12 protein-coding genes are annotated in these 9,260 nt (G+C 65.1%); 7 read left to right on the top strand and 5 right to left on the bottom strand.

Annotation, left to right across the window (positions count from 1 at the left end; all coding sequences use genetic code 11):
• Positions 1-94: 94 nt before the first annotated feature.
• Complete coding sequence (locus FG93_RS18250) at positions 95-994, top strand: LysR family transcriptional regulator (RefSeq protein ID WP_043236838.1); 900 nt, start codon at positions 95-97, stop codon at positions 992-994.
• A gap of 104 nt (positions 995-1,098) precedes the next feature.
• Here the strand turns inward: FG93_RS18250 and FG93_RS18245 are convergent, their stop codons facing one another.
• Both FG93_RS18245 and FG93_RS18240 read right to left on the bottom strand, forming a co-directional pair.
• Entirely contained in the window at positions 1,099-2,022 is a 924-nt protein-coding gene (locus FG93_RS18245; protein WP_043236836.1) for a PLP-dependent cysteine synthase family protein, read from the bottom strand.
• Position 2,023: 1 nt separating this feature from the next.
• Positions 2,024-2,386 carry a DUF488 domain-containing protein gene (locus FG93_RS18240; RefSeq protein ID WP_043236835.1) on the bottom strand — a complete coding sequence of 121 codons (363 nt, stop codon included), beginning with the start codon at positions 2,384-2,386 and terminating at the stop codon, positions 2,024-2,026.
• A 91-nt stretch (positions 2,387-2,477) separates the two neighbouring features.
• Here FG93_RS18240 and FG93_RS18235 point away from each other — a divergent pair, with 91 nt between their 5' ends.
• Positions 2,478-2,960, top strand: coding sequence for a MarR family winged helix-turn-helix transcriptional regulator (locus tag FG93_RS18235; RefSeq protein WP_152579500.1), 483 nt, complete (start codon positions 2,478-2,480; stop codon positions 2,958-2,960).
• Between the two features lie 183 nt (positions 2,961-3,143).
• Positions 3,144-3,776 carry a 2'-5' RNA ligase family protein gene (locus FG93_RS18230; protein ID WP_081881633.1) on the top strand — a complete coding sequence of 211 codons (633 nt, stop codon included), beginning with the start codon at positions 3,144-3,146 and terminating at the stop codon, positions 3,774-3,776.
• Here FG93_RS18230 and FG93_RS18225 read toward each other — a convergent pair.
• Complete coding sequence (locus tag FG93_RS18225; protein WP_348270483.1) at positions 3,768-4,208, bottom strand: hypothetical protein; 441 nt, start codon at positions 4,206-4,208, stop codon at positions 3,768-3,770. The two genes, FG93_RS18230 and FG93_RS18225, sit on opposite strands and share 9 nt — an antisense overlap.
• A 312-nt stretch (positions 4,209-4,520) precedes the next feature.
• Here FG93_RS18225 and FG93_RS18220 point away from each other — a divergent pair, with 312 nt between their 5' ends.
• From FG93_RS18220 to FG93_RS18210, 3 genes are read left to right on the top strand one after another with little or no spacing between them, the layout of a single operon-like run.
• Positions 4,521-5,117, top strand: coding sequence for a superoxide dismutase (locus tag FG93_RS18220; protein WP_043236921.1), 597 nt, complete (start codon positions 4,521-4,523; stop codon positions 5,115-5,117).
• A 4-nt stretch (positions 5,118-5,121) separates the two neighbouring features.
• A complete protein-coding gene (locus tag FG93_RS18215) occupies positions 5,122-5,460 on the top strand; it encodes a tetratricopeptide repeat protein (RefSeq protein WP_043236831.1) in 339 nt (112 codons plus the stop codon).
• Positions 5,453-5,944 carry a DUF2165 family protein gene (locus FG93_RS18210; RefSeq protein ID WP_043236829.1) on the top strand — a complete coding sequence of 164 codons (492 nt, stop codon included), beginning with the start codon at positions 5,453-5,455 and terminating at the stop codon, positions 5,942-5,944. Before FG93_RS18215 ends, FG93_RS18210 begins: the two co-directional genes overlap by 8 nt.
• A gap of 36 nt (positions 5,945-5,980) precedes the next feature.
• Here FG93_RS18210 and FG93_RS18205 read toward each other — a convergent pair whose 3' ends face one another.
• Complete coding sequence (locus FG93_RS18205; protein ID WP_043236828.1) at positions 5,981-7,015, bottom strand: aldo/keto reductase; 1,035 nt, start codon at positions 7,013-7,015, stop codon at positions 5,981-5,983.
• Positions 7,016-7,069: 54 nt separating this feature from the next.
• Positions 7,070-8,251 carry an MFS transporter gene (locus tag FG93_RS18200; RefSeq protein WP_043236827.1) on the bottom strand — a complete coding sequence of 394 codons (1,182 nt, stop codon included), beginning with the start codon at positions 8,249-8,251 and terminating at the stop codon, positions 7,070-7,072.
• A 103-nt stretch (positions 8,252-8,354) separates the two neighbouring features.
• Between FG93_RS18200 and FG93_RS18195 the strand changes: the two genes are divergently transcribed.
• On the top strand, positions 8,355-9,260 hold the full coding sequence (locus tag FG93_RS18195) for a LysR family transcriptional regulator (protein WP_043236826.1): 906 nt from the start codon (positions 8,355-8,357) through the stop codon (positions 9,258-9,260).

Genomic DNA, 9,260 nt, shown 5'->3' with positions numbered 1-9,260 from the left:
CAATCCACTTCGAATGTTTTCGCTTTGTTCTCGCGTCCCGTCAAGACGGGTGTTGATCGTTGAGCAGAGCAGTCGAAACTGCGGGTTTTGAAGGATGGATCGCCTTACGAGCATGGCCGTGTTCGTCAAAGCCGTAGATTTGGGCTCGTTCGCGGCTGCCGCCGAGGCACTCGATCTGTTGGCGCCGATGGTCGGCAAGCATGTCCGCTTTCTCGAGGAACGGCTGGGCGTGCGCCTCATCAACCGCACCACACGCCGTCAGAGCCTGACGGATTTCGGGCGCACCTATTACGACCGCTGCCGGGTGGTCCTGGCCGAAGCGGAGGCAGCAGATGCGCTCGCTGCCGACCAGCTTTCAGAACCGCGCGGAAGGCTGCGTGTCACCGTGCCCGCACTGCTTGGCCGACGCTGCGTTGCGCCCATCCTGCTGGAGCTTGCGCAGCAATATCCGGCGTTGGAGCTTGATCTGTCATTCAGCGACCGCATCGTCGATCTTGCCGAGGGTGGCTATGATCTCGCCATCCTGACCGGCGACCTGGCGGACAAGACCGGCGTGATCGCGCGACGCATCGCGCGTCACCGCATGCTCGTCTGCGCGTCGCCGTCCTATCTCGAGACACACGGCCGGCCAGGGCAGATCGAAGAACTCGGCCGGCATCACGCCGTCATCTACAGCCGGCCGGGCTGGGTCCACCCGTGGCTGTTCGCGCGTGAGGGCCAGCCTCCGGTGGAGGTTGTGCCAAGCGGCCGGTTGCGGCTCGACGACCTTGATGCGGTGGCCGATGCTGCAATTTCCGGCATGGGGCTTGCGTGGCTGCCATCGTGGCTGGTTCGCGAACGCATTCAGGCGGGCACACTTGTGCCGTTGTTGCCGGATGAGCCGGGATATGTGTTCGACAACTATGCGCTCTGGCTGCAGACGCCTCATCTGCCGCGCAAGGTCCGCCTTGCCGTCGACGCACTGGCAACGGCACTGCCCAGGCTCATGGCCTGAAGTTCAGGAGGCATAGCGCGTCGCCATGATCTGTTGTCGCTTGCCACCGCCTGTTCCATCCCGTCGAAGAGGAACGGACGTCGTGCAACTGTCGGACCGGCGCCTCAGCGCTTGCTGAGATACTTCATGCCGGTATCGCACATCACGGTGACGATGGTCGCGTCGGGGCCGAGTTGCTCGGCGAGGCGTAGCGCCGCGACGACATTGGCCCCTGTCGACGTTCCGCCGAAGAGGCCTTCCTCTCGGGTAAGGCGGCTGGCCATGGCGGCTGCCTCTTCCGTCGAAACCCGTTCGATCCGGTCGGAGACGTCCTTGTCCCAGAGCGGCACGACATAGCCGGCGCCTATCCCGTCGATCCTGTGGGCACCGGTCTCGCCGCCCGACAGCACCGGAGACTCGGCGGGCTCCACAGCCGTGATCGCGATCGTGGGGGTGCGGCGGCGCAGCGCCTCGCCGGTTCCGCGAAGCGAGGCGGCGGTGCCGACGCACTGGACGAAGCCGTCGATCCTGCCCTTCGTCTGCGTCCAGATCTCGTCAGCCATCTGGTGATAGGCCGCCATCTGGTCCCGATTCTTCATCTGGTCGGTCCAGAAGCTGCCGGTCTCGGCGGCAATGACCCGGGCGGCTTCGATCATGTCGCGGGTGAGTTTCTCGGTCATGCGACCGCTCTCGCTGGGAATGATCTGAAGCTGGGCGCCCAGCACCTTCATGTGCTCGAGCTTCTCACGCGCGAAGGCGTCCGAGGTCACGATATGCAGCGGGTAGCCCTTCACTGCGCAGACCAGGGACAGGGATACGCCTGTGTTGCCGCCGGTATATTCAACGACGGAGCCTCCCGGCTTCAGGCGGCCGTCCGCTTCGGCGGCCTCGATCATCGCGAGCGCCATCCGGTCCTTCATGCTCCCTGTCGGGTTTTCGCTTTCGAGCTTCAGCAGGATCCGGGCGCCGTTCGCCGGTGCGATCCGCCGCAGGGCGAGGAGGGTGGTGTTGCCGACGAGGTCCAGGATGGTGCGGTCCGGATGATTCATCTCAGGCGCCTTGCTTTTCCAGCCAGATCTTGAGCGCAACCGCATTGTTCCGCTCTTCGTCGCGCGCCGCGTAGAGCAGGGTAACCGGACCCTCGCGCAAGTGCTGGAAGAGTTCCCTAGCGGCAGCTTGCGCCGCTTCGCCTGTCAGTTCGTCCGCATAGGCTGCGCAGAACGCATCCCAATCATTCGGCTTGTCGTGAAACTGCTTCCGCAGGGCATCGCTCGGCGCGATCTCCTTGAGCCAGAGATCGATATGCGCTTTTTCCCTGGAGATGCCGCGCGGCCAAAGCCGGTCGATCAGGATGCGCCTGCCGTCTGCAGCAGCCGGCTGCTCGTAGACACGTTTCAGGACGAATGAAGCCATTTGACGCCTGCCATATGAGGGAACGAGGCGCGTGCGGAATGCGCGGCGGCCTATTTCCATGCATCTACATTTATTGTAGATGCATATAACCATGAAAGCTGGGAAGCAATCGCAAGGCAGCCTGCGAAATGAGGCTCGCGCCCTGGTCGACGCTTGCCCGGCCTGGAATGCCCGGCTGGCGGCGCGGCGCATCACCCTGTTCCTCGATCGGCAAATGGCGGGTCTTGGCCTCACGGCGGCGCAAGCCGGGCTGATGGCGCAGATCGCGACCATCGGCGACGATACGCTCAGTGCGCTCGCCCAACGGACCGGGCTCGAACAATCGACCCTGTCGCGCAATCTGCGTACGCTGGAGCGCGAGGGGCTCATCGAGATCACGCTAGTGGAGGCGGACCTGCGCCGTCGTGCGGTGTGGCTGACCGAAGCCGGCCTGCGGCGGCTGCAGGAGGCTCTGCCCGTCTGGCGCAGGGCACAGGCCAGTCTCGCGCAGATCCTGCCGCCCGGACTGGCGCGCGACCTGGCAGACCATAGCGAGGTGCTGAACGAGGTGAAGCTCGGATCGCGGCTGCCTTGAAAGCTCCAAAATCTCTTGATCGAGTGCGCGCCCTGATCCCCCTCCGGCGAGCATCAGGGCGCTGAGGTCGGTCGCGCTGCGATTGGAGGGCCTGGCTAGCGGGCAGCAGGACAAGAGGTATCGGATTTCGTGCTGCGGTAGCGGTCGGGCGGCTTGCCGGACAGGTCGAGAGCGAGGTGCGAGATGACGCCTGTCGACGTGTGTGATCTGCCGATGCCGGATCTCAGTCTGCCGCAGAATCTTCGCGGCCCACCCCGGGCAGGCAGTCGCGAAAGCGTCGCGATCTTCTTCGCCCTCCTGCCGGAGCCGGATACCGCGAGCAACATTGCCCATCTCGCTGGCGATCTTCGCGCCGAGTTCAACCTGCATGGCCGGCTGCGTCCGACGAGACTGCTCCACGTCTCATTGAACAAGGTCGGCAATTTCATCGAACTGCCCGAGGAGATCGTCGCCGCGGCGCTGGAAGCGGGCCGCATGGTCGAGGCCCATCAGTTCGCCGTGAGCCTTGATCGTTTTCTCAGTTTCAGTGGCGGCGAGCCTCACGCCTTTGTCCTGTGCTGCGGGGAGGACCTCGCCGCCCTCTCGACACTACGCCGCAACATCGATCGGGCGCTCAAGAGGGTCGGGCTGAAGCCCGGTGGTCAGGCAGGCTCTACGCCACATGTCACCATATTGTACGACCGCGAACTCGTACCCTCCATGGGGCTCGAGCGGCCGATCGGCTGGGTTGCCCGCGACTTTGTCCTGATCGAGAGCTTCCAGGGGCAGAGCCGATACGAAATTCTGGGACGCTGGCCGCTGCACCCCCTATGTTGAAGGCGGCTCCTGCCGAATCCGGTAGGCGCAGCGCCGCGCGCCATGAAGTATGTGCTCCTCCCGTTCGATCGAGCAATCCGGTCCGAGCGCGCCTCTGAATATCGCGAGCTCGGCGCGGCAAAATCCCTGGCAGATCGACGCGGCGGCGCAGATCGGGCAGTGGTTCTCGATCAGAAGCCAGCCATCCTTCGTTCGCTGCCATTCGGCCATATAGCCTTCGCGGCTCCGGATCTGGGTGAGCGCCGCGATGCGGGTCTCCAGCCCCTCGGCGTCCACCATGGCCGCCTGATAGGCGGTTCGCATCTCGTTCTCGCGGGCGCCGATCAATCGGTCGAGCGCGTCTGCGCCCAGGAGCTCGCGCACCGACCGTAACAGGCTGACCGTGAGCTCAGCATGGCTGTCGGGAAAGCGCGCCTGGCCCTTGTCGGTCAAGCGCCAGAACTGGGTCGGGCGGCCGACACCCCGGGAAACGGTCTCGGCTTCGACAAGCGCGTCGGCCGCGAGCTTCGCGAGCTGCTGCCTCGCGTTCTCGCCGGTCGTGCCAAGTGCCTTCCCCAGGTCGGAAGCGGTCTGCGTCCCGCGTGTCTTCAACAGGGTCAGGAGCCTGTCAGCCGGTGGGCGGAGCAGTGAGGATTCATTTTCCAAGTGCTGGCTTGACATATTTCAGGAGCACCAATATTCCAAGTTTATACTTGTTTTATAGAGCTTGCCGCATCTCGCCGCAAGCTGGCGCTGGAGATGACGATGCCCTTCATCCTACCGAGCCTGCCTTATGCTCCCGATGCGCTGGCGCCGGTCATGTCGGCGGAGACGCTGGAGCTGCATCACGGCAAGCACCACCAGGCCTATGTCACCAAGCTCAACGAGCTTGTCCCGGGCTCCGCCTTCGATGGCTTGAGCCTTGAGGAGATCATTCGCGGCTCTTTCGAGAAGCCGGGCGCAGAGGCGATCTTCAACAATGCTGGCCAGCACTGGAATCACAATTTCTTCTGGCCATCGATGAGGCGCGACGCCGGCGGCATGCCCGGCAGGCTGGAAGCCCGGCTGAAGGGCGATTTCGGAACGATCGATGCCTTGAAGGCCGAGTTCGTGAAGCAGGGCCTTGCCCAGTTCGGTTCCGGCTGGGTCTGGCTGGTGCAGACGCGGGAAGGGCGTCTTGCCATCACCAAGTCAGCCAGCGCGATCAACCCGCTGGTCCATGACCAGACTCCGCTGCTCGGCTGCGATGTCTGGGAACATTCCTACTATGTCGACTATCGCAACCGCCGTGCCGATTACCTCCAGGCCTTCCTCGATCACCTGGTCGACTGGGAGGTGGTCGCGTCACGCTTGCCGGCCTGAGCCCGTGGCGGCACTTACCGAGAGGCTGTCGGCGCGGCTCCAGGCAGGCGCGGACAACCACATTCTCCGCTTCGCCCTCGGCACGACCTGCCTGAAATGCGGCGACGGTCCGGCCGCGATCGTGCATCTCGAGCGCGCGGTCGCGCTTGATCCCGATTATTCGGCGGCGTGGGCGCAGCTTGGCCGGGCCCGGTTGCAGGCTGGTCTGACGGAAGAGGCGTGCACGGCGTGGCAGAGCGGAATTGGGGCTGCCGAACGGCGAGGTGACATTCAGTCCGCCCGGCAGATGCAGGTCTTCCTCAAGCGCGCTTCAAAACCTGTCGGAACCGTGGATCATGCCTGATCTGCCCTCAGCGATCCTGCTGTTCAAGGCGATGCTGGTCTGCGGTCTTTCGCTCTGGTCGGCGATCACGGTCCTGAACAACGTCCGCGACTTCCGTGGGGCGGCTGGCGCCATTGCGCGAACATTGGAGATGACGCCGCTCAGGGAGGAGCCCGCGATCCCGACACCGCTGCTCCGGCGGGCACTGCGCTCGGATCGCTGGTCGGTTCTGGCGCTTGCGGGCATCCTCGCGATGCAGGTTCTTGCGACCGCGCTGCTTGGAATTGGCGGGGTTGAACTGATCCGCGCCTGTCTTTCTGCCACGGCTCCGGCGCGGGGAATCTGGTTCTCGACAATGGGGCTCGGCGTGATGGCGCTGGTCTGGCTGTCGATGATGAGTGGCGGGCTCTGGTTTGCCTACTGGATCCGCCAGGGCGAGCTTCAGCTCACGCAGATCGCCTTGCTCCTCATGACCATCGCGGCTGCGCTCGCGGTCAATGCCTGACGCCGCTCGGGCGTCAGGCTGGCGTGTCCTGCGGTCTCAGACGATGGGCGGGTTGAGCCGCGCAAATCCTTCCTGACGGCGATAGGGGAAATAGGGATAGGGCGCGGTCACGCTGCTTGCTGCATCGAGCCGCGCGATCTGCTCGGCGGTCAGTGACCAGCCGACCGCTCCGAGATTCTGCCGGAGCTGCTCCTCGTTGCGGGCACCGATGATGACGCTCGACACGGTCGGGCGCTGAAGCAGCCAGTTGATCGCGATTTGCGGCACCGATCTGTCGGTCTCCTTGGCGACCTCGTCGAGCGCATCAACCACCGAATAAAGCCGCTCATCGTCGACAGGCGGGCCGAACTCGGCGGTCTGGTGCAGGCGGCTTCCCTCCGGCAGCGGCTGGCCGCGACGCAGCTTGCCGGTAAGGCGGCCCCAGCCGAGGGGGCTCCAGGCCAGTGCGCCGACGCCCTGGTCGCGCCCGAGCGGCATCAGTTCCCATTCGTAGTCGCGCCCGACCAGCGAGTAATAGACCTGATGCGCGACATAGCGCGGGTGCCCATGCTTTTCCGCCAGTGCGAGCGACTTCATCAGCTCCCAGCCGGCAAAGTTGGAGACGCCGACATAGCGGAGCTTGCCGGCGCGCACGAGGTCGCCGAGCGTCGACAGGACCTCCTCGATCGGCGTATGCGCGTCGAAGGCGTGGAGCTGCAACAGGTCGATATGGTCGGCACCGAGCCGGCGGAGCGCATCCTCGACCGCCTTGATCAGGCGCGGGCGCGACGAGCCGGCATCGTTGGGCCCATCGCCCATCGGAAGGCTGGTCTTGGTCGAGATCAGCACCTCGTTGCGGCGCCCCTTGATCGCCTCGCCCAGCACCTCCTCCGATGCTCCGTTGGAATAGACATCGGCGGTGTCGAACAAGGTGAGACCCGCTTCAAGGCAGATATCGACCAGTCGCCGGGCTTCCCTGGCGTCGGTGGTGCCCCAGGCGCCGAAGAGCGGCCCTTGGCCGCCGAAGGTTCCGGCGCCGAAGCTGAGGGCAGGGACCTTGAGGCCGGATGCTCCGAGATTGCGATAGTCCATGATGGTTCTCCTTGATGTTCGATCGAGCAGATAGGTCTGGTTGGATGAAATCGGTCAGCAGCCGCTCAAAGCCGGTGCGGTGACTGCGGCTTTGCGATCGAGGCGCAGGCTCCAGAGTGCGACCAGCAGGCCGCCGATCGGCATCAGCGCTGCGACGAGGGGGACGGCCGTCAGGCCGGGCCCGTGGACGATCACCGCGCCGCCCGCCCAGGCGCCGAGCGCATTGCCGAGATTGAAGGCGGCGATATTGAGGCTGGAGGCGAGGCTCTGGCCAGCCCCGGAGGCCTTCTCCAGCACCCATATCTGAAGCGGGGGCACGGTCGCGAAGCCGGCGGCGCCGAGCAGCCCGACGAAGACGGCGGCTGCGATGCCGTCGTGAATGGCGAAGGTCATCAGGCCGAGCACCAGCGCCAGGACGAGCATGCTGCCGATCACCGTCGGGACCAGGTACCGGTCGGCCAGCCGCCCTCCGATCAGGTTGCCGACGATCAACCCGCCGCCGAAGACGAGCATGACCGGCGAGACCAGGCTGTCGCCGAGCCCGGTCACCTTGGTCAGGATTGGCGCGATATAGGTGAAGACCGCAAAGACACCGGCAAAGCCGAGGACGGTCGTCAGCAGTCCGAGCAGCACGGGGCGCTGCGCCATGGCCTTTAGGTCGGTACGCCAGTCGCTGGCCTCCGGTGCCGCCTTATCCTTCGGCACAAAGGCCGCGATGATCGCGAGCGCGGCGATGCCGACAAGCGTCACCGCCCAAAAGGTGGCGCGCCAGCCGAGCTGCTGCCCGAGCCAGGTGCCGAACGGCACGCCGAGGATATTGGCGATCGTCAGGCCGGTGAACATGATCGCGATCGCCGAGGCCTTGCGCTCCTGTGGGACCAGGCCCGTGGCGACGACCGAGCCGACGCCGAAAAAGGTGCCATGCGCGAAGGCGGTGAGGATGCGCGCCGCCATTAGCAACGCGTAATCAGGCGCCAGCGCGCAGGCAGCGTTGCCGAGCGTGAAGATGACCATGAGCGCGAGCAGCACGGTCTTGCGCGGCCAGCGCGCGGTGAAGGCGGTCATCAGCGGCGCACCCACGACCACGCCGAGCGCATAGCCGGAGATCAGCAGGCCGGCCGAAGCAATCGAGACGCCGAGATCGGCGCTGACTTCGATAAGCAGTCCCATGATGACGAATTCGGTGACGCCGATGCCGAAGGCGCCGGCGGTGAGGGCATAGAGTGCAATGGGCATGGTGGTTGTCCGCAAGACGGGGAATGTCTTGCGGCAAGATGGCGCGCTGCAGCATCGTGCGTTAGGCTGCCGCTGGGAATATCATTTGTGAGTTGAATTCATTATGGCGCGCTTGGAAATAAACCGCTCCGGAGAGATGGAGGTTTTTGCCCGGGTCGTCGAGCTTGGCGGATTCTCGGCGGCGGCCCGTGCCTTCAGGATGACGCCTTCGGCCGTCAGCAAGCTCGTCGCCCGGTTGGAGACCCGCCTTGGCACGAGACTGGTGAACCGCTCGACACGCAAGCTCCAGCTTACGCCGGAAGGCGGCATCTTCTATGAGCGCAGCATCCGCGTCCTGGCCGACCTGGATGAGGCGGAGCGTAGCGCCTCGTCCAGCGAAAGCCCGTCGGGCCGTATTCGTCTCAACACCAACGCGTCCTATGGCACGCATATTCTGGCGCCGGTCGTGCCGGAGTTCCTGGCGCGCTACCCCGGCGTGACGCTGAACATCGTGCAGACCGATGCAATCATCGACCTCATGGAAGAGCGCACCGATGTCGCGGTCAGGGCCGGGCCGCTGAAGAGCTCCAATCTCATCGCCCGCAAGCTCGGCGCGACCCGCATGACGATCGTCGCGGCGCCGAGCTATCTGGAGCGCTTCGGCGAGCCGAGGAGCGTGGCGGAACTCGAAAGTCATAACCGCATCGGCCTTTGCTACGCCCGCACCATTGAAGGCTGGCCGCTGCTGGATGACGGTCAAGCCGTCACCGTCCCGATCGTCGGCAGCACGCAGACCAGCGATGGCGAGGCACTGCGGCATCTGGCTGTCGCGGGGGTGGGGCTTGCGCGGCTCGCGACCTTCACCGTGCGCGAGGATATCCGGGCAGGGCGGTTGCGACCGGTTCTGGAAGAAAGCAATCCGGGCGATCTCGAGGAGGTTCACGCCGTCTATCTGGGGCAGGGCGGGCCCCTGCCGGCGCGCATCCGGGCCCTGCTCGATTTTCTGGGGGAGAAGGCGCGCGTCGGTTGA

It is taken from the genome of Allobosea sp. LC85, assembly GCF_000735605.1.
Taxonomy (GTDB): Bacteria; Pseudomonadota; Alphaproteobacteria; order Rhizobiales; family Beijerinckiaceae; genus Allobosea.
Note: the sequence above shows the minus strand (reverse complement) of the source record. Positions and strands in the feature narration are given on the sequence as shown.

Coding starts and splice junctions, on each gene's coding strand:
- FG93_RS18235 (WP_152579500.1), top strand. CDS start 2,478: ATGAAAGCTGGGAAGCAATCGCAAGGCAGCCTGCGAAATGAGGCTCGC.
- FG93_RS18250 (WP_043236838.1), top strand. CDS start 95: ATGGATCGCCTTACGAGCATGGCCGTGTTCGTCAAAGCCGTAGATTTG.
- FG93_RS18210 (WP_043236829.1), top strand. CDS start 5,453: ATGCCTGATCTGCCCTCAGCGATCCTGCTGTTCAAGGCGATGCTGGTC.
- FG93_RS18240 (WP_043236835.1), bottom strand. CDS start 2,386: ATGGCTTCATTCGTCCTGAAACGTGTCTACGAGCAGCCGGCTGCTGCA.
- FG93_RS18245 (WP_043236836.1), bottom strand. CDS start 2,022: ATGAATCATCCGGACCGCACCATCCTGGACCTCGTCGGCAACACCACC.
- FG93_RS18220 (WP_043236921.1), top strand. CDS start 4,521: ATGCCCTTCATCCTACCGAGCCTGCCTTATGCTCCCGATGCGCTGGCG.
- FG93_RS18230 (WP_081881633.1), top strand. CDS start 3,144: ATGACGCCTGTCGACGTGTGTGATCTGCCGATGCCGGATCTCAGTCTG.
- FG93_RS18205 (WP_043236828.1), bottom strand. CDS start 7,015: ATGGACTATCGCAATCTCGGAGCATCCGGCCTCAAGGTCCCTGCCCTC.
- FG93_RS18195 (WP_043236826.1), top strand. CDS start 8,355: ATGGCGCGCTTGGAAATAAACCGCTCCGGAGAGATGGAGGTTTTTGCC.
- FG93_RS18200 (WP_043236827.1), bottom strand. CDS start 8,251: ATGCCCATTGCACTCTATGCCCTCACCGCCGGCGCCTTCGGCATCGGC.